Source organism: Serratia sp. YWN4, assembly GCF_055790845.1.
In genome coordinates, this window is the sequence record NZ_CM147696.1 from 1,454,681 (window position 1) to 1,478,471 (window position 23,791).

The 23,791-nt window shown below is 56.5% G+C and carries 24 protein-coding genes; 22 read left to right on the forward strand and 2 right to left on the reverse strand.

What is annotated here, in order from left to right:
* Positions 1-9: 9 nt before the first annotated feature.
* Complete coding sequence (gene hcaR / locus ACX9GT_RS06790; protein ID WP_473190388.1) at positions 10-897, reverse strand: DNA-binding transcriptional regulator HcaR; 888 nt, start codon at positions 895-897, stop codon at positions 10-12.
* Positions 898-1,033: 136 nt separating this feature from the next.
* Between hcaR and hcaE the strand changes: the two genes are divergently transcribed.
* From hcaE to hcaD, 5 genes are read left to right on the forward strand one after another with little or no spacing between them, the layout of a single operon-like run.
* A complete protein-coding gene (gene hcaE / locus ACX9GT_RS06795; RefSeq protein ID WP_473190389.1) occupies positions 1,034-2,395 on the forward strand; it encodes a 3-phenylpropionate/cinnamic acid dioxygenase subunit alpha in 1,362 nt (453 codons plus the stop codon).
* Positions 2,392-2,913 (forward strand): 3-phenylpropionate/cinnamic acid dioxygenase subunit beta, encoded by a 522-nt coding sequence (gene hcaF, locus ACX9GT_RS06800; RefSeq protein ID WP_473190390.1) that lies wholly within the window; start codon positions 2,392-2,394, stop codon positions 2,911-2,913. Before hcaE ends, hcaF begins: the two co-directional genes overlap by 4 nt.
* Positions 2,913-3,230 carry a 3-phenylpropionate/cinnamic acid dioxygenase ferredoxin subunit gene (gene hcaC / locus ACX9GT_RS06805; protein WP_473190391.1) on the forward strand — a complete coding sequence of 106 codons (318 nt, stop codon included), beginning with the start codon at positions 2,913-2,915 and terminating at the stop codon, positions 3,228-3,230. Before hcaF ends, hcaC begins: the two co-directional genes overlap by 1 nt.
* Positions 3,230-4,042, forward strand: a complete 813-nt coding sequence (gene hcaB / locus ACX9GT_RS06810; protein WP_473190392.1) for a 3-phenylpropionate-dihydrodiol/cinnamic acid-dihydrodiol dehydrogenase — start codon at positions 3,230-3,232, stop codon at positions 4,040-4,042. Before hcaC ends, hcaB begins: the two co-directional genes overlap by 1 nt.
* An 8-nt stretch (positions 4,043-4,050) precedes the next feature.
* Entirely contained in the window at positions 4,051-5,250 is a 1,200-nt protein-coding gene (gene hcaD, locus ACX9GT_RS06815) for a 3-phenylpropionate/cinnamic acid dioxygenase ferredoxin--NAD(+) reductase subunit (protein WP_473190393.1), read from the forward strand.
* A gap of 215 nt (positions 5,251-5,465) precedes the next feature.
* On the opposite strand, the gene ACX9GT_RS06820 is transcribed toward hcaD, so the two are convergent.
* Complete coding sequence (locus tag ACX9GT_RS06820; RefSeq protein WP_473190394.1) at positions 5,466-6,275, reverse strand: DNA-binding transcriptional regulator; 810 nt, start codon at positions 6,273-6,275, stop codon at positions 5,466-5,468.
* A 133-nt stretch (positions 6,276-6,408) separates the two neighbouring features.
* Between ACX9GT_RS06820 and ACX9GT_RS06825 the strand changes: the two genes are divergently transcribed.
* The 17 genes from ACX9GT_RS06825 (at position 6,409) to ACX9GT_RS06905 (ending at position 23,780) form a co-directional block, all read left to right on the forward strand.
* On the forward strand, positions 6,409-8,076 hold the full coding sequence (locus ACX9GT_RS06825; RefSeq protein ID WP_473190395.1) for a bifunctional 3-(3-hydroxy-phenyl)propionate/3-hydroxycinnamic acid hydroxylase: 1,668 nt from the start codon (positions 6,409-6,411) through the stop codon (positions 8,074-8,076).
* Between the two features lies 1 nt (position 8,077).
* Positions 8,078-9,022 (forward strand): 3-carboxyethylcatechol 2,3-dioxygenase, encoded by a 945-nt coding sequence (mhpB, locus tag ACX9GT_RS06830; protein WP_473190396.1) that lies wholly within the window; start codon positions 8,078-8,080, stop codon positions 9,020-9,022.
* Between the two features lie 26 nt (positions 9,023-9,048).
* Positions 9,049-9,906 carry an alpha/beta fold hydrolase gene (locus ACX9GT_RS06835; RefSeq protein WP_473190397.1) on the forward strand — a complete coding sequence of 286 codons (858 nt, stop codon included), beginning with the start codon at positions 9,049-9,051 and terminating at the stop codon, positions 9,904-9,906.
* A 14-nt stretch (positions 9,907-9,920) separates the two neighbouring features.
* Entirely contained in the window at positions 9,921-10,718 is a 798-nt protein-coding gene (gene mhpD / locus ACX9GT_RS06840; RefSeq protein ID WP_473190398.1) for a 2-keto-4-pentenoate hydratase, read from the forward strand.
* Entirely contained in the window at positions 10,715-11,653 is a 939-nt protein-coding gene (locus ACX9GT_RS06845; protein ID WP_473190399.1) for an acetaldehyde dehydrogenase (acetylating), read from the forward strand. Before mhpD ends, ACX9GT_RS06845 begins: the two co-directional genes overlap by 4 nt.
* Positions 11,650-12,660 carry a 4-hydroxy-2-oxovalerate aldolase gene (mhpE, locus tag ACX9GT_RS06850; RefSeq protein WP_473190400.1) on the forward strand — a complete coding sequence of 337 codons (1,011 nt, stop codon included), beginning with the start codon at positions 11,650-11,652 and terminating at the stop codon, positions 12,658-12,660. The genes ACX9GT_RS06845 and mhpE overlap by 4 nt, the downstream gene beginning before the upstream one ends.
* Before the next feature lie 123 nt (positions 12,661-12,783).
* Positions 12,784-13,986, forward strand: coding sequence for a 3-(3-hydroxy-phenyl)propionate transporter MhpT (gene mhpT / locus ACX9GT_RS06855; protein WP_473190401.1), 1,203 nt, complete (start codon positions 12,784-12,786; stop codon positions 13,984-13,986).
* A gap of 107 nt (positions 13,987-14,093) precedes the next feature.
* A complete protein-coding gene (locus tag ACX9GT_RS06860) occupies positions 14,094-15,020 on the forward strand; it encodes a LysR substrate-binding domain-containing protein (protein ID WP_473190402.1) in 927 nt (308 codons plus the stop codon).
* Between the two features lie 85 nt (positions 15,021-15,105).
* Positions 15,106-16,509, forward strand: coding sequence for an FAD-dependent tricarballylate dehydrogenase TcuA (tcuA, locus tag ACX9GT_RS06865; protein WP_473191525.1), 1,404 nt, complete (start codon positions 15,106-15,108; stop codon positions 16,507-16,509).
* Positions 16,496-17,614, forward strand: coding sequence for a tricarballylate utilization 4Fe-4S protein TcuB (gene tcuB / locus ACX9GT_RS06870; protein WP_473190403.1), 1,119 nt, complete (start codon positions 16,496-16,498; stop codon positions 17,612-17,614). Before tcuA ends, tcuB begins: the two co-directional genes overlap by 14 nt.
* Positions 17,615-17,762: 148 nt before the next feature.
* Positions 17,763-19,073, forward strand: a complete 1,311-nt coding sequence (gene tcuC, locus ACX9GT_RS06875) for a tricarballylate/proton symporter TcuC (RefSeq protein WP_473190404.1) — start codon at positions 17,763-17,765, stop codon at positions 19,071-19,073.
* A 175-nt stretch (positions 19,074-19,248) separates the two neighbouring features.
* Entirely contained in the window at positions 19,249-20,220 is a 972-nt protein-coding gene (locus tag ACX9GT_RS06880) for a phosphotriesterase family protein (RefSeq protein WP_473190405.1), read from the forward strand.
* 9 nt (positions 20,221-20,229) lie between these two features.
* On the forward strand, positions 20,230-20,991 hold the full coding sequence (locus ACX9GT_RS06885; RefSeq protein WP_473190406.1) for a creatininase family protein: 762 nt from the start codon (positions 20,230-20,232) through the stop codon (positions 20,989-20,991).
* Complete coding sequence (locus ACX9GT_RS06890) at positions 20,963-21,397, forward strand: PTS sugar transporter subunit IIA (RefSeq protein WP_473190407.1); 435 nt, start codon at positions 20,963-20,965, stop codon at positions 21,395-21,397. Before ACX9GT_RS06885 ends, ACX9GT_RS06890 begins: the two co-directional genes overlap by 29 nt.
* Positions 21,398-21,432: 35 nt before the next feature.
* On the forward strand, positions 21,433-21,714 hold the full coding sequence (locus tag ACX9GT_RS06895; protein WP_473190408.1) for a PTS sugar transporter subunit IIB: 282 nt from the start codon (positions 21,433-21,435) through the stop codon (positions 21,712-21,714).
* 2 nt (positions 21,715-21,716) lie between these two features.
* The gene (locus ACX9GT_RS06900) at positions 21,717-23,027 is read left to right on the forward strand and encodes a PTS ascorbate transporter subunit IIC (RefSeq protein ID WP_473190409.1); all 1,311 of its coding nucleotides are present in this window, start codon (positions 21,717-21,719) and stop codon (positions 23,025-23,027) included.
* Between the two features lie 12 nt (positions 23,028-23,039).
* Positions 23,040-23,780, forward strand: coding sequence for a sugar isomerase domain-containing protein (locus tag ACX9GT_RS06905; protein ID WP_473190410.1), 741 nt, complete (start codon positions 23,040-23,042; stop codon positions 23,778-23,780).
* Positions 23,781-23,791 lie beyond the last annotated feature (11 nt).

Here is a 23,791-nt window from a genome sequence, read left to right on the forward strand (position 1 = left end):
GTCAGTGTGCTAAACGGCGGCTTCGGCCTGCTCTGCCACCAGTTCGAGCATTTGTGTCAAACCGGGGCTGTTATTCTCTTTGTGCCAGGCCATCAGTAATTCGATCTGCGGAGCATTGGCCGGTAATGGCCGGAACACCACGTTCGCCGACTGAAAATGGCAGACATAGCGCGGCACAATAGAAATCCCCAGCCCCATCCCCACCAGATTCATGGTGACCAGAATATTGGTGGCGGCCTGCACGGTATTGGGCCTGCTCTGGGCTTGCGCCAGATAAGTTTCCACCATCTGATACAGCGCGCCAGAGTGAGCCGGATCGGTGCTGATAAAGTTTTCGCCATGCAGATGTTGCGGGGTGAGCTGTGCTTCTTTGCTCAACGGGTGATTGACGTGCATCACCACCAACAGCGGTTCACGATAAACTACGCGATAATTCAACTGGTTACTGATAATCGGCCGCCGCATAAAGCCGACATCAATTTCCCCTTTCAATAATTTCTCTTCCTGCTGAGTGGTAATGATACTGACCAATTCGATACAGGCAGCGGGGAGCCGCTGGCGCAGCTGTGGCAGAACCTCGGGCAGAATATTCACTTCTGCACAGGGAACAAAGCCGATGGTCAGCCGTACCTGTTCTTCTATCGCCTTACGCGCCAACTGTTTGGCCTGTTCGGACAGTTCAAGAATATTGATCGCCTGCTGTAAAAACACCTCACCCGCGCGGGTCAGTGAAACCTGGCGATTATTTCTGGCCAATAACGGCACACCGATACAATTCTCAAGATCTTTGATCTGGCTGCTCAGGGAAGGCTGCGACGTATGCAGCTTTTCTGCTGCCCGCGTGAAATTAAGTTCCTCGGCTACCGCGACAAAATAACGTAAGTGCCTTAGCTCCATACTTTTTCCCCTCATCATAGAAAAAATGTCTAGTACGGTAGATTTTTACTATTTCACAAACTAGCAACTGGAAAGCAACATCCTTTGTGCAACCCCTACGAAGGTCAATACATCTCTTGGATGAGGATTAAATAATATGACCACGAGCGCAAAATTAGACATCTACAGCTTGATCGACGCTAAAAACGGGCAGGTTACGCCTCGTATATATACCGATCCAGAAATTTATCAACTGGAACTGGAGCGGATTTTTGGTCGTTGCTGGCTGTTTCTGGCCCATGAAAGCCAGATCCCAAAACCAGGAGACTTCTTTAACACCTATATGGGTGAAGACGCGGTGGTGGTGATTCGCCAGAAAGATGGCTCCATCAAAGCGTTTCTCAACCAGTGTCGGCACCGCGCCATGCGCGTCAGCTATGCCGATAGCGGCAACACCCGCGCTTTTACCTGCCCGTATCACGGCTGGTCCTATGGCATTGACGGCGAACTGGTCGAAGTGCCACTGGAACCGCGCGCCTATCCACAAGGGCTGTGCAAATCACACTGGGGGCTGAAAGAGGTGCCCTGTGTGGAATCGTACAAAGGCCTGATTTTCGGCAACTGGGACACCAGCGCCCCTGCGCTGACGGAATATCTGGGTGATATGGCCTGGTATCTTGACGGCCTGCTGGATCGTCGGGAAGGCGGCACCGAAATCGTCGGCGGTGTGCAGAAGTGGGTGATTAACTGTAACTGGAAATTCCCTGCTGAGCAATTTGCCAGCGATCAGTATCATGCCCTGTTCAGCCACGTCTCGGCGGTGCAGGTGTTAGGCGGCATGGCGGACGGCAGTGATAAAAAACTCGGTGACGATCAGACCCCTCGTCCGGTGTGGGAAACCGCCAAAGACGCGGTGCAGTTTGGCCAGGATGGCCACGGCTGCGGCTTCTTCTTCACCGAGCAACCGGATGCCAACGTGTGGGTCGATGGTGAAGTTTCGCGTTACTACCGCGAAAGCTATGCCGAAGCGGAACAGCGCCTTGGCAAGATCCGCGCTCTGCGTCTGGCCGGGCATAACAACATTTTCCCTACCCTTTCCTGGCTTAACGGCACCGCGACTTTGCGCGTCTGGCACCCACGCGGGCCGGATCAGGTCGAAGTCTGGGCGTTCTGCATTACCGACAAAGCCGCATCGGACGAAACCAAAGCTGCGTTCGAAAACAGTGCTACCCGCGCCTTCGGCCCGGCCGGTTTCCTCGAACAGGATGATTCAGAAAACTGGTGCGAGATCCAGAAACTGCTCAAAGGCCATCAGGCCCGCAACAACCCGCTGTGTTTGGAGATGGGGTTAAATCAGGAAAAACGCCGTACTGACGGTGTCCCTGGCATCACCAATTACATCTTTTCTGAAACCGCCGCGCGCGGTATGTACCAGCGTTGGGCGGATTTACTGAGCAGCGATAGCTGGAAAGAAGTACAAGAGAAAACCGCTGCGTATCAACAGGAGGTGATGAAATGAGTATGTCCGTCTCTTTTGAGCTCCATCATCAAATAAGCCAATTTCTCTATTACGAAGCCGCGCTGCTGGATGATTGGGAATTCCGTGCCTGGTTGGATCTGCTGGACGATGATTTGCGTTACACCATGCGCACCACCGTCAATACCCAGACTCGCGATCGGCGCAAAGGGGCGCAGCCGCCGACCACCTGGATTTTCAACGACACCAAATCGCAGCTGGAACGCCGGGTCGCGCGTCTGGAAACCGGTATGGCCTGGGCTGAAGAACCGCCGTCGCGCACGCGCCACTTGGTCAGCAACTGCGTGGTGACTGAAACCGCACAGCCCGATGTGTTCTCCGTGCGGGTGAACTATCTGCTGTACCGGGCGCAAAAAGAGCGGGATGAGACTATCTACGTGGGTACCCGAACCGATCTGTTACGCCGTCGCGAAACATCGGCAGGTTGGGGCCTGTGCGGGCGTGAAATCATTCTGGATCAGGCGGTTATTACCTCCCACAACCTGAGCGTACTGTTCTGATGAAGCGAATTCATGCCTGTTTTGCTGGAGAACTGCCGGAGGGGGAAGCCCTCCGGTTGGATACTGAGCCGGTGATCGCACTGTTCCACGTGGGCGGTGAATACTATGCGATCAACGATCAGTGCAGCCATGGCAATGCCTCGATGTCTGAGGGGTATATCGAGGATGACGCCACCGTGGAGTGCCCGCTGCATGCCACCAGCTTTTGCCTGAAAACCGGCAAAGCGCTGTGCTTGCCCGCCACGATACCGTTGCAAACCTACCCGGTTACCGTCGCAGAAGGGGCGGTATTTATCGATATCCCAGAGGAAGCCTGATGTCCGATCTCAACGATGAGGTAGTGCTGATTACCGGCGGGGGCTCGGGTTTGGGGCTGGCGCTGGTGGCACGTTTTATAGAAGAGGGCGCCCGCGTGGCGACCCTCGAACGCTCGGCAGAGAAAGTCAGCCGGTTACAGCAGCAGTTTGGCGAGCAGATTGTGGCCGTTCAGGGTGATGTCACCAGTTTTGCCGATAATCAGCGCGCGGTTGAGATGACGCTGTCGCGTTTTGGCCGCCTGGACTGTTTTATCGGCAATGCCGGGATCTGGGATCACAACGCCTCGCTGCTGGCGACCCCGGCGGAACAGCTGCAATCCGGTTTTAACGAACTGTTTGGCGTCAACGTGAAAGGCTATCTGCTGGGGGCCAAGGCCAGCGCTCCGGCGCTGATCGAATCCGGTGGCAGCATGATCTTTACGCTCTCCAATGCTGCCTGGTATCCGGGCGGCGGCGGCCCGCTGTACACCGCCAGCAAGCATGCCGCCGTGGGGCTGATTCGCCAACTGGCCTATGAACTGGCGCCCAAGGTACGGGTCAACGGCGTTGGGCCGTGCGGCATGGCAAGCGATCTGCGTGGCCCGCAGGCGCTGGGGCAGCAGGACACTTCGATTATGCAGTCCCTGACGCCAGAAAAGATCGCGGCTATTTTGCCTTTGCAGTTCTCTCCTGCGCCGGAAGATTTTACCGGCCCTTATGTCATGCTCGCGTCGCGCCGTAACAATCGCACGCTGAGCGGTGTGATGATCAATGCCGATGCGGGCCTGGCAATCCGAGGTATCCGCCACGTTGCTGGTGGCTTGTCGTTATAGGAGCCTAAATGAAACAGATAGTGATTATCGGCGGCGGTCAGGCGGGAGCCATGGCTGCTGCCGCGCTACGCGCACAACAGTTTACCGGCAGCATCACCTTAATCAGCGAAGAGCCAGAGATCCCTTATGAGCGCCCGCCGCTGTCGAAAGACATGCTGCTGTCGCCAACCCCGCAGTTGCAAGACATTCTGCCAGCCACCTTCTATGAAGAAAATCGCATCACCCTGCGCAGCAATGCGCGGGTGGTGGCCATTGATATCAACCAAAACAGCGTGGTGTTGGCCGATGGTGAAGAGCTGGTGTGGGACAAATTGCTGTTAGCGACCGGTGCCAAAGCGCGCCGTTTGGCGCAGTTGGATGCGTTGGGCGAGAAATCACACAGGCTGCGCACGGCGGCAGATGCCCGGCGGTTGCGCTCTGTGCTGAACGAAAACCAGCAGATCCTGATTGTCGGGGCGGGCACCATCGGTATGGAACTGGCGGCCAGCGCCACGCAGCGCGGCTGCAAGGTGACGGTAATTGAACAGGCACCGATAGTGATGGGGCGTAACGCACCGCCGCCGGTGCGTGATTACCTGACGAACCTGCATCAACAGCATCAGGTGCGTTTTTGCCTGAATGCGCGGATTGAGCACGCCGCCATCGAGCAGGATCGGGTGGTGCTGACCTTGCAGAGCGGCGAGCGGCTGACGGGTGATGCGGTGATCTACGGCATCGGCATTGAAGCCAACGATCAACTGGCTACTCAGGCCGGGCTGGCGACTAACAACGGCATCATCGTTGACGATCGTTGCCGGACTTCGGTTGCCCAGATTTACGCGGCCGGTGATGTCACGTTGCGCCGCCAGGGGGATCAACTGGTACGCCTGGAAACCTGGGACAACGCCAACCAGCAAGCGCTGGTGGCGGCCTGCGCCATGTTGGATAAACCGCTGCCAGCACCGGTACCGGTGTGGTTCTGGACCGATCAGTTCGACAGCAACATCCAGTTTGTTGGCGCGATGCAGAGCGAGCGCTGGTTGATACGCGGCAATACCGAGGGGCACAGCGCGATCTGGTTTGCGCTGCAAAACGGCAAGTTGATCGGAGCCATCACGCTGAATCAGGGCCGCGAAATCCGCCATTTGCGCAAGCTGATCCAACAGGGCGTAACGGTGGATGAAAAACAACTGGTTGACCCGCAGGTGGCGCTGAAAAGCCTGGTTTAGCGCGGTGACGCTTTTCCCCTCACCCCAAGGGAAAGGGAGTTGATGCGGTGCTGATTTTCAGGTTTAGGGGAAACAGTGGCACTGATGCTCCCCTCTACCTGTAAGAGATGTCTTGTGTGAGGGGATCTGGCTCGGCGCTTGACCTCAGGCACAGGATAAACCCGTGGCGCGGACAGTTCCCTCTCCCTGCGGGAGAGGGCTAGGGAGAGGGGCGCTTAGGCACTATGCCCAGATATTTCCCGGCGTATGCCCGCTTCAATCTGTCGTGCGGTTTCCTGTAGCGCAGCCAGATGGCGCTCGACGGCCTGCTCAATGGACATCGCTTTGGCGATATACACCAGGTTCAGGCTGGCGATCACCCGCTGTTGGCTATGGATGGGCACGGCAATTGAGGCGATCTTCTGCTCCTGCTGCCAACCCATGTAGTTTTCGCCGTAACCACGTTGCCGAATACGTTGCAGGATGCTGCCCAAGCGCAGCGGCTCCCGCGCCAGGCGGTATTCCACTTCATCGCGGGTGGCCAGCAGTGAGATCAGCGCTTCCCGCTCATGATCCGGGCAAAACGCCAGATAGGTCAGCCCGGAAGCGGTCAACAGCAGAGGCAGGCGGCGGCCGACCATTGAGCGGTGGAACGACAGGCGGCTGAAACGGTGGGTGGTTTCACGCACCACCATGGCGTCGACATTCAGGGTAGTGAGGTCAGTGGGCCACACCACCTCTTGCAGCAGTTTCCCCAGCAGCGGGGCCGCGATGGCTGAGATCCATTGCTCATCGCGGAACCCTTCGCTCAATTCACGCACCTTGAGCGTGAGCTGGTAGCTGTCGTCCGAGGGGCTGCGGCGCACATAACCCTCTTCCTGCAACGTTTCCAGCAGGCGACGCACGGTGGTGCGGTGCAAAAGTGTGATGGCGCTCAACTGCGCAATGCTGGCACCGCCGTCCAACCGATTCAGCACGTTGAGCAGCGCCAGCCCGCGCGTCAGGCCGCGCACGGTTTTGTATTCGGTATTGTGGTCGGGTTGCATGATTAGCCTCAATAAATCCTTTTAAAACATTGTAGTGCACCTGGTGCACAGCTTAAGGGGTTTTCATTGTAGGCGAAAAATGCGCCTCATATACTCCCAAAACAATAAAAAATTGTTAACAAGTGAGTAACCTATGCCCTACAGCAATTCTTCAGAACAAAGTCTGGTTGCCGATTACCAGACTCAGGTCGCTATTGTCGGTGCTGGCCCGGTCGGCCTGATGATGGCGAATTATCTCGGCCAGATGGGGATTGAGGTTCTGCTGATCGAGAAGCTCGATACCCTGATCGATTACCCGCGCGCCATTGGCATTGACGACGAAGCCCTGCGCACCATTCAGGCCGTCGGCTTGGTCGATAACGTGCTGCCGCATACCACCCCGTGGCACGCGATGCGCTTTCTGACGCCGAAAGGGCGCTGCTTTGCCGACATTCAGCCGATGACCGATGAATTTGGCTGGTCACGCCGCAACGCCTTTATTCAGCCGCAGGTGGATGCCGTGCTGTTCGATGGCCTGAAGCGCTTCCCTAAGGTGCGCAGCATCTTCTCCCGCAGCCTGATGGCGTTCAGCCAGGATGCCACCGGCGTCACGCTACAAATTGAGGATGACGAAGGCCAGCGCGAAACGGTGCGTGCCGCTTGGCTGGTGGCCTGTGACGGCGGCAGCAGTTTTGTGCGCCGCACTTTGGGCATCACTTTTGATGGCAAAACCGCCCCCAATCAGTGGGTGGTGGTGGACATCGCCAACGATCCGCTGAGCACGCCGCATATCTATATGTGCTGCGATCCGGTACGGCCCTATGTTTCGGCGGCGTTGCCCCATGGCGTGCGGCGTTTCGAATTTATGGTAATGCCGGGCGAAACCGAAAGCGAACTGAGCAAGCCGGAAAAAATGCGCGAACTGCTGGCGAAGGTGCTGCCCGATCCCGATCGGGTGGAACTGATCCGCCAGCGGGTTTATACCCATAACGCCCGCCTGGCGGCGCAGTTCCGCGTCGATCGCATTCTGCTGGCAGGGGATGCGGTGCATATCATGCCGGTGTGGCAAGGGCAGGGCTACAACAGCGGCATGCGCGATGCGTTCAACCTGGCCTGGAAATTGGCGATGGTGGTCAACGAACAGGCAAAAGAGACGCTGCTGAATACCTATCAACAAGAACGCCGCGATCATGCCAAAGCGATGATCGATCTCTCAGTCACCGCCGGGCATGTGCTGGCTCCGCCACACCGCTGGCAGGGAAAAGTGCGTGATGGCCTTGCTTGGGCATTCAACTACCTGCCGCCGATCAAACGTTATTTCCTCGAAATGCGCTTTAAGCCGATGCCGCAATACCAAACCGGCGCGCTGGTGGCGGGTAAAGAGAAAAATTCACCGGTCGGGCGCATGTTTATTCAGCCCAAAGTCATGCTCAGTAGCGGCCAGAAGCGGCTGCTGGACGACGTGATTGGGCCGCACTTTGCCATTATCGCCTGGGGCTGTAACCCGCAATGGGGCTTGAGCGACGAGCAGATTGCCCAGTGGCAAAAGGCAGGCACGCAGTTTATTCAGGTGGTGCCGGAAGTACAGCTACCGGCCGTAGGCCAACGTCCGGCCGGTGTGATTTGCCTCGGCGATACCACCGGCCGGCTCAAAGAGTGGTTCGCCAGTCAGCAGCATTCGATTGTCGTACTGCGCCCCGATCGTTTTATCGCCGGTATAGCGACGCCACAGACGCTTGGCACCCTGATGGATGCTCTGGCCGTGGCCGTTTCGCTGCGCTCCCCGGTGCTCACTCCCATTATTGAAAATAAGGTGGCTTGATATGAACGCTTATCTCCATTGCCTCTCTCACTCACCGCTGGTGGGGTACGTTGATCCGGCTCCCGATGTATTGGCGGAAGTGGAAAAAACCATTGCTGATGCGCGGGAGCGGATCCGCGTATTCGATCCCGAACTGGTGATTCTGTTCGCGCCGGATCATTACAACGGTTTCTTCTACGACATTATGCCGTCGTTCTGTATTGGCACGGCCGCGACGGCGATCGGTGATTTCAGCAGTGCCGCGGGTGAAATCCCGGTTCCTGCCGAACTGGCCGAAGCCTGTGCCCAAGCGGTGATGGATGCCGGGGTGGATGTGGCGGTTTCCTACTGTATGCAGGTGGATCACGGTTTTGCTCAGCCGCTGGAATATCTGCTCGGCGGCTTGGCCAATTACCCGGTGCTGCCGGTGTTCGTCAACGGCGTGGCACCGCCGATGCCAAGTTTCCAGCGCACGCGCCTGCTGGGTGAGGCCGTTGGGCGTTTTGCTCGTGGCCTCAATAAGCGGGTGCTGTTCCTCGGCTCTGGCGGGCTCTCGCACCAGCCACCGGTGCCGCAACTGGCCGGGGCCGATGCTCACACGCGTGATCGCCTGTTGGGTAGCGGCCGCCACTTACCGCCAGACGAGCGTCAGGCACGCCAGCACCGCGTCATTTCTGCGGCGCACGGTTTTGTGGAAGATAACAACTCGCTGCACCCGCTCAACCCGGTTTGGGATAACCAGTTTATGGACATCCTTTCCAGCGGCAAGCTCAGCGAGTTGGATGCGCTCGGTAATCAGGAACTGTCAGACATTGCGGGCCGCTCGACCCATGAGGTTAAAGCCTGGATGGCCGCCTTTGCGGCGCTGTCGGCATTTGGCCCGTATCAGGCCGAAAACCGTTATTACCGCGAGCTGCCGGAGTGGATCACCGGATTTGGTTCCCTTAGCGCTGCGCCACGCCGCTGAAATCACCAGGATGACAGGAGAAAGTCATGACATCATTTACTGAAGAAAACACCAGCCACTTCGTGCAAATCCGTGAAGGCGAAGCCGATCTGCGAATCCATTACAACGACTGTGGCAGCGGCGCAGAAACCGTGGTGATGCTGCACGGCTCTGGCCCCGGTGCCAGCGGCTGGGCCAATTTCAGCCGCAACATCGAACCACTGGTGGCGGCCGGTTACCGGGTGATCCTGCTGGATTGCCCCGGCTGGGGCAAAAGCGACTCGATCGTCAGCACCGGTTCCCGTTCGGATCTCAACGCCCGCATCCTGAAAGGGCTGGTGGATGCGCTGGATCTGCAACAGGTACACCTGCTGGGGAACTCGATGGGCGGCCACAGCTCCGTGGCCTTTACCCTGACCTGGCCAGAGCGCGTTGGCAAGCTGGTGTTGATGGGCGGCGGTACTGGCGGGGCCAGCCCGTTTGTGCCGATGCCGACCGAAGGCATCAAACTGCTGCAAGGGCTGTACCGTGAGCCCAATATCGACAACCTGCGCAAAATGATGAACGTCTTTGTTTACGATCCGAGCGATCTGACCGAAGAACTGTTCAAAACGCGCCTCGACAATATTCTGGCGAATCGCGATCACCTGGAAAACTTTATCAAAAGCCTGACGATCAACCCGAAACAGTTCCCGGATTTCAGCCCGCGCTTAGGCGAGATCAAGGCCAAAACGCTGATTGTCTGGGGGCGTAACGATCGCTTTGTGCCGATGGACACCGGCCTGCGCCTGCTGGCGGGCATCGCCGGATCGCAGTTGCACGTGTTCAGCAACTGCGGGCATTGGGCGCAATGGGAACATGCTGAAACCTTTAACCGCATGGTGCTGGATTTCCTCAGTCATTAATCAGGGAGCGAGTCATGAGTGATTACAGTCTGGAGCAGTTGGCCGAGGCGTTGCGCCAGTCAGAGACCAGCGGCAAGGTGATTGAACCCTTGCGCGATCGTCTCGGCGTTGGCAATGGCGAAGCGGCTTATGCCATCCAGCAACTGAACGTGAAACATTGGCAGGCCGCTGGCCGCCGCGTGGTGGGGCGCAAAGTGGGCCTCACCCACCCTAAAGTTCAGCAGCAACTGGGGGTGGATCAGCCTGACTTTGGCACGCTGTTTGCCGACATGTGCTACGGCGATAACCAGGGCATCCCGTTTTCTCGCGTGATGCAGCCGCGCATTGAGGCAGAAATTGCCCTGGTGCTGAACCGCGATCTGCCACATGCCGATACCACCTTTGATGAGCTGTGCAGCGCGGTGGAATGGGTGATGCCCGCGCTGGAAGTGGTGGGTAGCCGCATCAAAGATTGGTCGATCAAGTTTGTTGATACCGTAGCGGATAACGCCTCCTGTGGCGTCTACGTGCTGGGCGGCCCCGCGCGCCGCTTTGCCGGGCTGGATTTGCAGAATTGCGCCATGCGGATGACGCGCAATAACGAGGTGGTGTCTACCGGGCGCGGCAGCGAGTGCCTGGGGCACCCGATTAATGCGGCGGTTTGGCTGGCACGCACTATGGCGAGCCTGGGCACGCCGCTGCGAGCGGGTGATGTGGTACTGACCGGAGCGCTGGGGCCGATGGTCGCGGTGAGTTCCGGCGACAGTTTTAAGGCAGAAATTGACGGTGTTGGCACGGTAGCGACCTATTTTTATGAGGATAACGCGTCATGAGTAAGAGAAAAGTGGCGATCATCGGTTCCGGCAATATCGGTACCGATCTGATGATCAAAATTATGCGTAACGCCAAACACCTGGAAATGGGTGTGCTGGTGGGGATCGACCCAGAGTCGGATGGTTTAGCACGTGCCCGCCGCTTGGGCGTGCCGACCTGCCATGCTGGTGTGCAGGGGCTGATCGCGATGCCGGAATTTGCCGGGATCGACTTTGTGTTTGACGCCACCAGCGCCAGTGCGCATGTGAAGAACGACGCCGTACTGCGGGCGGCTAAACCGGGGATTCGCTTGATCGATCTCACCCCGGCGGCGATTGGCCCTTACTGCGTTCCGGTAGTGAATCTGGAACAGAATCTCAGCCAGGGCAACGTCAACATGGTGACCTGCGGCGGGCAGGCGACCATTCCGATGGTGGCGGCGGTCTCTAGAGTGGCTAAAGTGCATTACGCCGAAATTATCGCCTCGATCGCCAGTAAATCCGCCGGGCCAGGCACTCGTGCCAATATTGATGAATTTACCGAAACCACCAGCAAAGCGATTGAAGTGGTGGGCGGTGCCGAGCGGGGTAAAGCCATCATCGTGCTGAACCCGGCAGAGCCGCCGCTGATGATGCGCGATACCGTTTATGTGCTGAGCGAAGCGGTGGATCAGGCCAAAGTTGAGGCGTCGATCAATGAAATGGCCGCCGCCGTGCAGGCCTATGTGCCGGGTTACCGCCTGAAGCAGAAAGTGCAGTTTGATGTGATCCCGCCAGAAGCCCCGCTCAATCTGCCGGGGATTGGCCGTTTTTCCGGCCTGAAAACCTCGGTATTTGTGGAAGTTGAAGGGGCGGCGCACTATCTGCCTGCCTACGCTGGCAACCTCGATATCATGACTTCTGCTGCGCTGGCGACCGCCGAGCGTATGGCTCAGGCGATGGGAGAACGGGTATGAACGGGAAAAAAATCTACATTTCGGACGTGACATTACGCGACGGGATGCATGCGATTCGCCACCAATATACGCTGCAAAACGTGCAGGACATTGCCCGCGTGCTGGATGCGGCGAAGGTGGATTCGATCGAAGTGGCGCATGGCGATGGCCTGCAAGGCTCCAGTTTCAACTACGGCTTTGGTGCGCATACCGATCTGGAGTGGATCGCCGCAGCGGCAGACGTGACCCAACACGCGAAGATCGCCACTCTGCTGCTGCCGGGGATCGGCACCATTCACGATCTGAAAGATGCCTATAACGCCGGGGCGCGGGTAGTGCGTGTGGCAACCCACTGCACCGAAGCGGATGTGTCAAAACAGCACATTGCCTATGCGCGTGAACTGGGGATGGACACCGTGGGCTTCCTGATGATGAGCCACATGACCACGCCGGAAAATCTGGCGAGCCAGGCCAAGCTGATGGAAAGCTACGGCGCGACCTGTATCTACGTGGTGGACTCCGGCGGTGCGATGAATATGAACGATATTCGTGCCCGTTTCCGCGCGCTGAAAGCGGTGCTGAAGCCGGAAACCCACACCGGTATGCATGCGCATCACAACCTTAGCCTTGGCGTGGCAAACTCGCTTGTCGCAGTGGAAGAAGGGTGCGATCGCGTGGATGCCAGCCTGGCAGGCATGGGAGCCGGGGCAGGCAATGCGCCGCTGGAAGTGTTTATTGCGGCGGCGGATAAGCTCGGCTGGAACCATGGCACCGATCTGTATGCGTTGATGGACGCCGCCGACGATCTGATTCGCCCGTTGCAGGATCGGCCAGTGCGTGTCGATCGTGAAACGCTGGCGCTCGGTTACGCCGGGGTTTACTCCAGCTTCCTGCGCCACTGCGAAGTGGCGGCGAAGAAATACGGCATCAACGCGGTAGATATTCTGGTGGAACTGGGTAAACGCCGGATGGTGGGCGGCCAGGAAGATATGATCGTTGATGTGGCTTTGGATTTACGTTCTCGATAATTATAAGCAGGCCAGCCAAGCTGGCCTGCACTCTATCTGCTTATTCGATCGCCAGATCGAAGGGCTGCCTGCGTTTGAATATCTTCACCTCATCGAATAATCGCTTATTCCAAAGGTATCTTTATGAATGTCGCTTTGTCTAAAGTCGATTCACGTTTGGTCATTACGATAGGTTTATGTTTCCTGGTTGCCCTGATGGAAGGGCTGGATCTACAGGCAATGGGGATTGCAGCCGTTGCCATCGCTCAGGTATTCGAGCTGCAAAAGATGCAAATGGGCTGGATTTTCAGCGCTGGCATTCTGGGGCTGTTACCCGGTGCCTTCGCTGGCGGGCGGCTGGCCGATCGCTATGGCCGCAAGAAAGTGCTGATAGGCTCGGTGGCGCTGTTTGGTCTGTTTTCCATTGCGACAGCACTTGCCTGGGATTTCAGTACGCTGGTGATTGCCCGCTTGATGACGGGCATTGGGCTAGGTGCGGCACTGCCTAATCTTATTGCACTGACCTCTGAGGCGGCTGGGCCTCGCGTGCGCGGGTTTGCTGTCAGCATGATGTATTGTGGTGTTCCGCTGGGGGCGGCATTGGCTGCAACCGTGGGGATCGCGGGGGTGACCTTGCCCTGGCAAACTATCTTCTGGATTGGCGGTGTGGTGCCGTTAATCCTGGTGCCGTTATTGGCCTGCACCCTACCCGAATCTCGCCTGTTCAGTGAACATCGGCAGGCGATCGCCGCATTGCCCTTGGCCGATCTGTTCCGCCACGGAGCCGCTCTACCCACGTTATTGCTGTGGCTCAGCTACTTTTTCACGCTGCTGGTGGTTTACATGCTGATTAACTGGTTGCCAACCTTGCTGGTTAACCAGGGGTTTCAGGCTGCGGAGGCATCCTGGGTGGTGTTTACCCTGCAGATTGGTGCGGCGGTTGGCACGCTTATTCTAGGGGCTTTGATGAACAGGTTACGCCCGTTGGTGATGTCGGCACTGATTTACGTTGGCATGCTGCTCTCACTGGTTTCGTTGGGATGCTCAACCCATTTTGACACCATGCTGGCCGCCGGATTTGTTGCCGGGTTGTTCGCCACCGGTGGGCAAAGCGTGCTCTATGCTCTCGCTCCGCAGTTTTATCCTACCGAGATACGTGCGACAGGCGTTGGTACCGCCGTCGCCGTTGGCCGCTTAGGGGCGATGAGTGGCCCATTGATCGCCGGTAAGATGCTGGCATTAGGGACTGGGACGGTAGGAGTGATGGCGGCATCGGCGCCGGGGATCGTAATTGCTGGGATTGCCGTATTCTGGCTGCTTAACCTCAACCGGCGCAATGTGGGTTGAAGAACCGATAGCGGTGATGGATGTTACAGCTAGGCCAGGTATTTTTCCTGGTGAGATTTCCATGATAACTATAAGGGCAATACCTTGCGGATGAGTGGGAGAAAGGCATGGAACTGAGGCAATTACGCTATTTTGTGCGAGCCGTTGAGTTAAGCAGTATGGGGAAAGCGGCACTCGATCTGAATATCGGCGTTTCTGCTCTGAGCCAGCAAATCAGCCGTCTGGAAAACGAACTGGCCATCCGCTTATTGCAAAGAACCTCGCGCGGCATTGTGGCAACGGATGCCGGTCTGGCCTTTTTCTCCCAGGCTCAACTGGCCTTGCGCCATGCCGATGATGCGGTGCGGGCGGCAAAGCAGGCCCGGCTCTCCGGGCACGTCAGCGTCGGCATGGCACCCAGCACCGCCTCGGTGCTCGGGCTGCCTTTTATGCAGGCGATGCAGGAGCGTTACCCGCATATCCGGCTGCATATGGTGGAAAGCCTGTCGGGCAATCTGGCGGCGATGATTAATACCCGCCAGTTGGATTTGGCGATCTTGTTTCAGCATAAAACCATCCAGACCTGGAGTGCGTTGCCGATTTTGGCCGAACGGTTATTTCTGATCGGCAGGCAGGAGATCGTCGGGCGCTTTCAGCATCAACCCATCACGCCTGAAGAGTTGGCCAGCTTACCGCTGATTTTACCCAGCCAGACGCACGGCTTGCGGGCGTTGCTCACCACGGTTTTTGCCCGGCAGCGGGTAGAGTTGAATATTCTGGCGGAGATCGACGGTTTGGCGATGTTGATGGATGCCGTTCGCCATGGGCTGGGGGCCACCATTCAGCCGGGTGCGGCGGTGTCGCGCATGGTGGATGACAATCTGAAGGTGATCGCCATAGATAATCCGCTGTTAAGCCGCCCCAATTTTCTGGTCAGCCTGTCTGATGATGAACTCTCCCCGGTTGGGCTGGCCGCCAGAGTGGTGCTGCAAAGCGTGATCTGCCAGTTGGTAACACAAGGCAGTTGGCCGGGGGCGGCCCTTCACGATCGCTAAACCCCCGTTAAGCGCTACCCGCTAGCTGCCGTTTAGACCACAGGTTACATTTTAGTCACAAAAGGATAACACCGAGAGTGTGACAATGTTTGATGTTGTGGTCATCGGCGGGGGCAATGCGGCGCTGTGCGCGGCCCTCACCGCCAGGGAGCGGGGGGCTTCTGTCCTGCTATTGGAAGCGGCACCCAAAGAGTGGCGCGGCGGGAATTCTCAACACACGCGCAATTTACGCTGCATGCATGATTTGCCGCAGGATGTGTTAGTCGACAGCTATCCCGAGGAAGAATTCTGGCAAGACCTGCTGAAGGTGACCGGTGGGTTGACCAACGAACCGCTGGCCAGAATGACGATCAGGGCATCCGCCACCTGCCGTGGTTGGATGAAGCAACACGGCGTTCATTTTCAACCGCCGCTTTCCGGCGCATTACACGTCGCCCGTACCAACGCCTTTTTTATGGGCGGTGGGAAAGCATTAATCAATGCTTACTATCGCAGTGCAGAAAAACTGGGCGTGGTGATCCGCTATAACAGCCCGGTAGATTCCCTGGAGTTGCAAAACGGGCAATTTGTTGCGGCGCGGATTGGCGAGCAGCGCATTGAGGCCCGCGCCTGCGTGCTGGCCGCCGGTGGGTTTGAATCTAACCGTGATTGGCTGCGTGAGGCCTGGGGGCAAAACGCCGCCGGTGAATGGCCCGCAGACAACTTTCTGATCCGTGGCACCCGGTTCAATCAGGGCGTATTGCTGAAGTTTATGATGGAGGCCGGGGCGGATGTGATCGGCGATCCTTCCCAGTCCCACTGTGTGGCGATCGATGCTCGCGCTCCACTGTATGACGGCGGGATCTGCACCCGCGTCGACTGTGTTTCGCTGGGGGTTGTGCTGAATCGCCAAGCGCAGCGTTTCTATGATGAAGGGGAAGACTTCTGGCCGAAGCGTTATGCGATCTGGGGCCGCCTGGTGGCGCAGCAGCCCGGTCAAATTGGTTACTCTATTATTGATAGCAAAGCCATTGGGCGCTTTATGCCGCCGGTATTCCCTGGGGTGAAGGCCGATAACCTGCACGATCTGGCAGTGAAACTGGAGTTGGATCCCGAGCCGTTTATCCAAACCATAGAGGCTTATAACCACGCCTGCCAACCAGGAACCTTCAACCATACCCTGTTGGACGATTGCCACACCGAGAGCCTGACTCCGGCGAAAACCCACTGGGCGTTACCGATCGATACCCCTCCTTTTTATGGCTACGCGCTACGGCCGGGCATCACCTTTACCTACCTGGGCCTGAAAGTGAATGGGCAGGCTGCGGTGCATTTTAACGGCCAACCTAGCCGCAATCTGTTTGTCGCCGGAGAAATGATGGCCGGTAACGTACTGGGCAAGGGCTATACCGCAGGCGTTGGCATGTCTATCGGCACGGCTTTCGGTCGTATCGCCGGTCATCAAGCGGCACTGGCCGCACAGCAGGAGGCTGAGTATGCAACAGCTTGAATTGTTGATCCGCGAGGCGCAATCCCTGACCGATAACGAGCAGGAAGTGGAACGGGTGATGCAAATCTGTAACGCCTGCCGTTACTGCGAAGGCTTTTGCGCCGTGTTCCCTGCCATGACCTACCGGCTGACGTTCGGCAAGGCGGATATCAACTATCTGGCCAATCTTTGCCATAACTGTGGTGCCTGCCTGCACGCCTGCCAATACGCACCGCCCCATGAGTTCGGCGTGAATGTGCCGCAGGCGATGGCCAAAGTGCGCGTCGAAACCTATCAGGAATACGCTTGGCCAGCCAGATTGGGCACGTTGTATCAGCGGGCGGGAACGGCGGTAGCCGTGGCGCTGGTTTTTGCTCTGGGGCTGTTTTTGCTATTGATGATGTTTATCAATGGCTCACTAATTCATCCGCCGCTGGCCGGTGATTTCTATCAGATATTCCCGCATAACCTGCTGGCGGTGATGTTCGGCAGCGTATTTGTATTTTCCCTCGGTTCACTGTTGTTCAGCACCCGCAAGTTCTGGCGCGAGATTTCATCGGTGGCGGGAAACCTGCCTGCGGTGGCAGAAACCACCCGTAATGTACTGACCTTGACCTATCTAGACGGGGGGCATGGTGAAGGCTGCAATGATGAGGACGATGCCTTTACCTTGCGACGCCGCCGGTTCCATCACTTTACCTTCTACGGGTTTATGCTGTGCTTTGCCGCCACGGTGGTGGCTACCGGTTATCACTACCTGTTGGGAGAAGAGGCACCCTATGACCTGCTGAGTTTGCCGGTGATCTTGGGCACGCTGGGCGGCATAGGGTTGATTATCGGCCCGGCAGGGCTGCTGTGGCTGAACCTGCGCCGCAACCCGGCTCATGGCGATGCGGCGCAAAAGCCGATGGATCGTGGTTTTATTCTGTTACTGCTGCTGGTGAGCGTGACCGGCATCGCATTACTGATTGGCCGTGATACTGTGCTGATGGGAGCATTGCTGGCTATTCATTTGGCAACCGTGATGGCGCTGTTTTTATTGCTGCCTTACGGCAAGTTTGCCCATGGTTTTTATCGTACTGCGGCATTATTAAAGTGGGCGATAGAAAAAAGGCGTAAAGCCTGATTCAACTTGCAAGGTGTTTAATAAATCTACCCTACATAATTTTACCCTGAATAATTCGAGTTGCAGGAAAGCCAACGTACATGCAACTTGAAGTATGACGGGTATATATAAATATGGCGACAAATGATTGCCATGGAGAATATACATAATGGTTGAAAATACAGTTAAAGCGTCTAATCCGCGCTTTGCCAAGCTGGGGGCGATCCTTCGCGTAACCAGCGGGAATTTCCTTGAGCAATTCGATTTCTTTCTGTTCGGGTTTTATGCCACCTATATTGCTAAAACCTTTTTCCCAACTGATAATGAATTCGCCTCATTGATGCTGACATTCGCCGTATTTGGTGCCGGGTTTCTGATGCGCCCGATCGGGGCCATTGTGCTCGGGGCTTATATCGACCGGATTGGCCGACGCAAAGGGCTAATGGTAACGTTAGCTATTATGGGCTGCGGAACCTTGTTGATCGCCATGGTGCCCGGTTATGACACCATCGGTTTATTGGCCCCTGCGCTGGTGCTGCTGGGGCGTTTGCTGCAAGGGTTCTCTGCCGGTGTGGAACTGGGGGGCGTATCGGTTTATCTGGCTGAAATTGCTACGCCAGGAAATAAGGGTTTTTATACCAGTTGGCAATCTGCCAGCCAGCAAATCGCTATTATTGCGGCGGCGCTGATTGGTTATTACCTGAATGCCCATCTGACACCGGCGGAAATATCCGCCTGGGGTTGGCGGATTCCATTCTTTATTGGCTGCATGATCATTCCATTAATCTTTGTATTACGCCGCTCGCTGGTGGAAACCGAAGAGTTTCTTAATCGTAAGCATCGGCCTGATACGCGGGAGATTCTGTATACGGTGGTGCAAAACTGGCAGGTGATCCTGGCTGGTATGCTGCTGGTAGCCATGACCACTACTACTTTCTACTTTATTACCGTTTATACGCCCACCTATGGCAAAAGCGTGCTGCATCTCAGCGCCGAGGACAGCCTGATCGTGACCATGCTGGTGGGCTTGTCCAACTTCTTCTGGCTGCCGATCGGCGGGGCGATTTCCGATCGCATTGGCCGCAGAGCGGTCTTAATGACCATCACCGTATTGGCATTGCTGACCACTTATCCGGCATTGGAATGGCTGACTCAGGCACCGAGCTTTGAACGCATGACGGCAGTACTGCTGTGGCTGTCGTTTTTCTTTGGTATGTATAACGGCGCGATGGTGGCGGCATTGACCGAGGTGATGCCTGTCTATGTACGCACGGTCGGCTTTTCGTTGGCCTTCAGCCTGGCAACGGCGGTGTTCGGCGGCCTGACGCCGATCATTTCAACCGGCCTGGTGGAGATCACCGGGAGTAAAAGTTCGCCTTCCTACTGGCTGATGTTTGCCGCGTTTTCTGGCTTGCTCGCTACCTGGATGCTATTTTTCAAATTAGCTAAAAACGGTAAGGCGGTGAGTGAGGCGGGTTAGCGAATCAGGCTATTTCCCTTCTGTTGATGGCTGCGCTAGGGCGTGGCCATTGTCATTTATCCGCTAACAAAGCTAATTACAGATTGGTTAATTTGCGAGCTTGATCACTTGACCGATCAAGTGATCCTATCCTATGTTGAGAACACCTTCTTTTCCGATCCAGGGAGCGGTTCTCATGGGATCCATTCGCACGCTAAACGGTGATATTGACGCCAGCCAACTCGGTGTGACCTACAGCCACGATCACATCTATTGCATTCCACCTTATTGGGCAGAACGTCAGGATGACGATTTGCTGCTGGATGATCCCGCCGCTTCCGAACGGGAACTGGCGGATTTTTATCAGGCGGGTGGGCGGGCCATTTACGATGCTACCGCCCCCGACTATGGCCGCCAGGTGGTTACCGTTGCTGAAATGGCCAAGCGCCAGCAGGTGCACGTTATTGCTACCAGCGGCTTTAACAAAGGATTCCTCTGGAGCAGTAACCGGCCCGGCTCAACACAAACCTTTGCCGACTGGATTGAACGCTCGTCGATCGAGGCATTGGTGGAGCACGTTTGCCATGAGGTCACAACGGGCATTGAAGGGAGCCATTATCGCGCCGGAATGGTGAAATGCGGCACCGGCTACAACACCATTTCCCCTTTAGAACGAAAAACCATGGAAGCGATCGTCAGGGCCCAGCAATGCACTGGCGCGCCGATGCATAGCCATACGGAAATGGGCACCATGGGGCTGGAACAGGCACAGATATTCCGAGGTTTGGGGCTGGATTTTTCCCGCTTATGCTTTGCTCATATGGATCGTAATCCCGATCCGTGGCTCCACCGTCAGATTGCCAACACCGGGGCATTTCTCTCCTTTGACGGGATGAGCCGTATAAAATACTACCCAGAACATGTCCGCACGCAGGCCATATTAGCACTGTGCAAACGCGGCTATCAGAAACAAATTTTAATTGGCGGCGATTTCGCCCGTAAATCCATGAGTGCCCACTACGGTAAAGGCGGCCTGGGGCTGAAGTTTATTCTGGCCGATTGGCGGCCAAGATTTATTGCCGAAGCTCAGGAAGAGGGAATGGATGGCGAAGCCTTGCTGCATGACTTTCTGGTAGAAAACCCCGCCCGTTATTTTGCTTTCGGCTAAGGAGGCACCTTGAAACTGCATGAATTCAATGAGCAACAGGCCAAACAGGCGCTGGCAAAGGCGCAGATTGCCCTGCTGCCGCTGGGCGCGGTGGAGCCGCATGGCGATCATCTGCCGTTGGATACCGACAATCTGCTGGCCGAACGTTTTTGTGCCTTGCTGGATCAGCAACTGGGAGAAGCGGCGATCAGCCTGCCGGTAGTGCCTTACAGCCAGGTGTGGTCACTGCGCGGGCACGCGGGGGCGATCGATATTGGTCACGATCTGCTGGTGCAATTGCTGGTGGCGTTGGCACGCAATATGGCCAGTTACGGTATTGCGACCACGGCGGTGATTAATGCGCATTACGGCAATTTTGACGCCATCAAAGCCGCCGCAAGAATGCTGAAAGAAGAGGGCATTACGCTGCTCAGCTATAGCTGGGCCGGTATGGACGCCTGCGTTAGCCAATTACGCACCTCTGCCGTTGCCTACCCTGGCTATATGCATGCCGATGAGATTGAAACCTCCCTGATGCTGGCATTGGCACCGGAACACGTCGATATGGCGCTGGCGCGAGCGCACTACCCGCGATTCCCAGAGAATTTCCGCTATCGGCCGGTACGCTGGACGGAGTTTTCTGACTATGCGGTGTTAGGGGATCCTGGTTGTGCCACTCAGGAAAAAGGACAGGCATTTGTGCAGCAGGCGCTGGAGGCCACGCTGGCTTCCATCCGCCTTCATTTGGCAGAAGGAGGCAACAATGATCGTTCGGCAAGCCATCAGTATTGATTATCCGGCCAGCAATGCGGAACAGGCCATTCAGGCAGCGGGAGACGCGCTGTGCCAAGCGGGTGCCTGCCAGCCGGAATATGTGCAGGCGATGGTGGCCAACTACCGGGAGTTTGGCCCCTACTTTGTGATTGCCCCCGGTTTGGCAATGCCACATGCCCGCCCGGAGCAAGGGGCAATCAAGCCACAGTTCAGCCTGATACGGCTGCGCGAGCCTGTGGTGTTTGGCCATGCCGAAAACGATCCGGTACAGGTGGTGCTGGGGCTGTCTGCCACCAGCAGCGATCGGCATATTCAACTGATTCAACACATTGTCACCCTGCTGGCAGACGAAAATAACCTGCATACGCTAATGAATTCCCGCGATCCTGAGCAGCTTTATCGGCTGATGGCCTGCGCGGTATAACCCGATCTTGATGACTTAACACGGAGTGAAGAGCAATGAAAATTCTGACGGTGTGCGGTTTGGGTATGGGATCCAGCCTGATTCTTAAAATGAACGTGGAGTCGGTGTTAAAGCAGCACGGCATTCAGGCTTCTGTTGAACATATGGATGTCTCTTCGGCGGCCTCGGCCAGTGCCGATGTGGTGATCACCAATGCAGAGCTGGTGGACAATCTGCGGCATATGCCGTGCCCGGTGGTGATTGTGAATAACTATATCGACAACAAAGAGATCGCCCAGGCGTTGGAACAGGCCGGTATTCTGCAACAAGGAGCATAGCCATGAGCGAGTTTCTGGGGGTATTGCGCTGGATTACGGTCAATATTTTTGGGGAGGCTTCCATTTTAATCGGCCTGATTGTGCTGCTGGGGCTGGTATTACAGGGCAAACCGCTGGCGGATATTGTCTCTGGCACGCTGAAAGGCATTTTGGGATTCCTGATTATTGGCGCGGGGGCAGGCATTATCGTCTCGGCGCTGCTGATCTTTCAGCCCATCTGGACGGAAGTGTTCGGCCTGAGTTCGATGAACTTAACCAATATCATCGGGCAGGTGCATTTCACCGAGCGCTATGGCAGCAGCGTGACTATCGCCATCGCCGGGGGATTCGCGCTCAACCTGCTGCTGGCTCGCCTGACGCGGTTTAAATATATCTACCTGACCGGCCACATGATGTTCTGGACCACCATGATTTTTGCCGGTGTGATGGTGAACAGCAACCCGGCGATTTCTGGCCTGCAACTGACGCTGATGCTGACGGTGATCATGGGGCTGTATTGGACGTTACAACCGGCGCTGGTGCAGCCTTGGGTGCGCAAAATTACCGGCAACGACAATGTGGCCTTAGGGCACACCTCGGCTTCTGTCGCTTTGTTAGGAGCGCTGTTTGGCCAGCTTTTCTCGGCAAATAAAATCAGTTCTGAAGACATCAAGGTGCCGAAAAAGCTCGGTTTCCTGCGCGATTCCAACGTGGTTACTGCGCTGACCATGTCGCTGCTGTTCTTTATCGGCACCTTTATTCTGCAAATCAAAGGCACGCCAAAAGCGGCGGAAATTCTGGCGCAGTCTGGCGACTTGAGTTTCTATATTTATGCGTTGAAACAGTCGCTGATGTTTACCGGCGGCATTGCCGTGGTGCTGCTCGGCGTGCGGATGTTTATTGGTGAAATGGTGCCTGCTTTTAACGGCATTGGCTCGCGGCTGGTGCCCGGGGCCAAACCCGCGCTGGATTGCCCGATCCTGTTCAACTTTGCCCCTAATGCGGTGGTACTGGGCTTTGTGGGTGCCTTTGTTGGTTCACTGTTGTGGCTCACCCTGATTGGCCATTATACCGGCTATGTTTTCATTCCCAGCATGATTGTGATTTTCTTCCACGCGGGTACGGCGGGGGTGTTTGGCAATATCACTGGCGGGTATAAAGGGGCGTTACTGGCCGGGTTTATCACCTCTACCGTGGTGGCCTGGGGGCAATACTTCTGCGTCAATTACTTTATTAGTGACACTATTCCTGATACCGCGCTGTGGGCCGGTGACAGCGATATGTTTATGCTGGCGCCGTTGATTAGTGCGCTGACCAAATTACTGACATTCTGATGAGGAAAAACGATGAGCAAGGCATTAAGCCAATACTACGATCAAATCCGGCAGAAGTTGGCACAGTTGGAACAGCAGCCGGAAACCATTAACCGCGCAGCGGAAGTGATGGCAGAAACGGCGCTGGCTGGCCGCAACCTGTTTGTGTTTGGTGCCAGCCATGCGGGCATTCTGGCGGAGGAGATGAGCTACCGGGCAGGGGGGTTGGCTATCGTCAACCCGTTGTTTACCCCGGCATTGATGCTCAACGTGCGGCCATTGACGCTGACCAGCGCCGTGGAGAATGTGGAACATCTGGGCAGGGTGCTGATTGAGCAATCACCGCTGCAAGCGGGCGATACGCTGTTGGTTCATTCGGTGTCTGGCCGTAATGCCATTACCATTGATGTGGCTCTGGCCGCCAGAGCCGTGGGTGCCAAGGTGATTGCCATTACCAGCCTGGCTACCGCCGCGCGCGTCAGTTCGCGTCATTCCAGCGGCAAGCTGTTGGTGGATATCGTGGATATCACTATCGACAACCAGTGCGACTATGGCGATGCCGCTGTCAGCCTGCCGGGTTTGGCGCAAAAAGCCGCGCCGCTGTCGACCATCATGGGGGCGACCATCGCCAACAGCCTGGTGTTGCGTATTTGCGAACTGATGCAACAACAACAGCGCACGCCGCCGATCCTGGCGAGCGCAAACATAGACGGTAATCAGCAGATAAATCAGGATATACTTGACGCTTACAGGAGCCAAATACACTACCTCTGAGTGGAGCATGA

What these genes read in the sequence shown, in the direction of transcription:
- hcaR (WP_473190388.1), bottom strand. Translation starts at nt 897, where the DNA reads ATGGAGCTAAGGCACTTACGTTATTTTGTCGCGGTAGCCGAGGAACTT.
- hcaE (WP_473190389.1), top strand. Translation starts at nt 1,034, where the DNA reads ATGACCACGAGCGCAAAATTAGACATCTACAGCTTGATCGACGCTAAA.
- hcaF (WP_473190390.1), top strand. Translation starts at nt 2,392, where the DNA reads ATGAGTATGTCCGTCTCTTTTGAGCTCCATCATCAAATAAGCCAATTT.
- hcaC (WP_473190391.1), top strand. Translation starts at nt 2,913, where the DNA reads ATGAAGCGAATTCATGCCTGTTTTGCTGGAGAACTGCCGGAGGGGGAA.
- hcaB (WP_473190392.1), top strand. Translation starts at nt 3,230, where the DNA reads ATGTCCGATCTCAACGATGAGGTAGTGCTGATTACCGGCGGGGGCTCG.
- hcaD (WP_473190393.1), top strand. Translation starts at nt 4,051, where the DNA reads ATGAAACAGATAGTGATTATCGGCGGCGGTCAGGCGGGAGCCATGGCT.
- ACX9GT_RS06820 (WP_473190394.1), bottom strand. Translation starts at nt 6,275, where the DNA reads ATGCAACCCGACCACAATACCGAATACAAAACCGTGCGCGGCCTGACG.
- ACX9GT_RS06825 (WP_473190395.1), top strand. Translation starts at nt 6,409, where the DNA reads ATGCCCTACAGCAATTCTTCAGAACAAAGTCTGGTTGCCGATTACCAG.
- mhpB (WP_473190396.1), top strand. Translation starts at nt 8,078, where the DNA reads ATGAACGCTTATCTCCATTGCCTCTCTCACTCACCGCTGGTGGGGTAC.
- ACX9GT_RS06835 (WP_473190397.1), top strand. Translation starts at nt 9,049, where the DNA reads ATGACATCATTTACTGAAGAAAACACCAGCCACTTCGTGCAAATCCGT.
- mhpD (WP_473190398.1), top strand. Translation starts at nt 9,921, where the DNA reads ATGAGTGATTACAGTCTGGAGCAGTTGGCCGAGGCGTTGCGCCAGTCA.
- ACX9GT_RS06845 (WP_473190399.1), top strand. Translation starts at nt 10,715, where the DNA reads ATGAGTAAGAGAAAAGTGGCGATCATCGGTTCCGGCAATATCGGTACC.
- mhpE (WP_473190400.1), top strand. Translation starts at nt 11,650, where the DNA reads ATGAACGGGAAAAAAATCTACATTTCGGACGTGACATTACGCGACGGG.
- mhpT (WP_473190401.1), top strand. Translation starts at nt 12,784, where the DNA reads ATGAATGTCGCTTTGTCTAAAGTCGATTCACGTTTGGTCATTACGATA.
- ACX9GT_RS06860 (WP_473190402.1), top strand. Translation starts at nt 14,094, where the DNA reads ATGGAACTGAGGCAATTACGCTATTTTGTGCGAGCCGTTGAGTTAAGC.
- tcuA (WP_473191525.1), top strand. Translation starts at nt 15,106, where the DNA reads ATGTTTGATGTTGTGGTCATCGGCGGGGGCAATGCGGCGCTGTGCGCG.
- tcuB (WP_473190403.1), top strand. Translation starts at nt 16,496, where the DNA reads ATGCAACAGCTTGAATTGTTGATCCGCGAGGCGCAATCCCTGACCGAT.
- tcuC (WP_473190404.1), top strand. Translation starts at nt 17,763, where the DNA reads ATGGTTGAAAATACAGTTAAAGCGTCTAATCCGCGCTTTGCCAAGCTG.
- ACX9GT_RS06880 (WP_473190405.1), top strand. Translation starts at nt 19,249, where the DNA reads ATGGGATCCATTCGCACGCTAAACGGTGATATTGACGCCAGCCAACTC.
- ACX9GT_RS06890 (WP_473190407.1), top strand. Translation starts at nt 20,963, where the DNA reads ATGATCGTTCGGCAAGCCATCAGTATTGATTATCCGGCCAGCAATGCG.
- ACX9GT_RS06895 (WP_473190408.1), top strand. Translation starts at nt 21,433, where the DNA reads ATGAAAATTCTGACGGTGTGCGGTTTGGGTATGGGATCCAGCCTGATT.
- ACX9GT_RS06900 (WP_473190409.1), top strand. Translation starts at nt 21,717, where the DNA reads ATGAGCGAGTTTCTGGGGGTATTGCGCTGGATTACGGTCAATATTTTT.
- ACX9GT_RS06905 (WP_473190410.1), top strand. Translation starts at nt 23,040, where the DNA reads ATGAGCAAGGCATTAAGCCAATACTACGATCAAATCCGGCAGAAGTTG.